This is a genomic window from Pseudomonas sp. EL_65y_Pfl1_R83 (assembly GCF_963970695.1).
GTDB lineage: Bacteria > Pseudomonadota > Gammaproteobacteria > Pseudomonadales > Pseudomonadaceae > Aquipseudomonas > Aquipseudomonas tritici.
On record NZ_CAXAQI010000267.1, the window covers coordinates 1 to 511 of the forward strand.

At 61.3% G+C, this 511-nt stretch carries 2 protein-coding genes; both read left to right on the forward strand.

Annotated elements, in window-relative coordinates; translation table 11 throughout:
- On the forward strand, positions 1 to 243 hold a 243-nt coding region (locus tag AACY08_RS28785), incomplete at its 5' end, for an arylsulfatase regulator (RefSeq protein ID WP_339472486.1).
- Positions 244 to 300: 57 nt separating this feature from the next.
- A partial coding sequence (locus AACY08_RS28790; protein ID WP_339472487.1) for a hypothetical protein occupies positions 301 to 511 on the forward strand: 211 nt, incomplete at its 3' end.

Genomic DNA, 511 nt, shown 5'->3' on the forward strand with positions numbered 1-511 from the left:
CTGGAGACGATGAAACGCCTAGACGCCCATGCGAATGCCCTGCTGCTGATCGGTGCTTCCGATATCGATCTGCTCGGCGGCATGTTCGACGTGATGCCGGACTTCAAGGCGCTGCTCGATGCCGGATACGGCGAAGAGATCGAGAGAAACGCTGGTCGCTTCCCCGGCCTGCACCGCTACGCCGTCATGCTCTCAAACGTCGCCGAAGGGATCGCGGACGGCTCCATCCGGGTGCCACGCTGACGCCACTCCCGCTGGTAGATAATGTGAGCAGGCGACCATGACTGCGAGCAGGGCCGGATGATGGCGAGCACATTTGCGGATAGCGTGAGCAGAACGCTCCGCCCATTGTCAGATAATCCGAGCAGAAAACCGCTTCGTTTGCGAGCAGGCACCGCTACGATTGCAAGCGCCAACACCTACCGGGCATTCATCGCGCGCTTCTTTCCACTTCTGCCGCCTGCGCAGTACGAACCGTTCGTCACCTGGCGGATGCGCGTGGCAGGTTCCA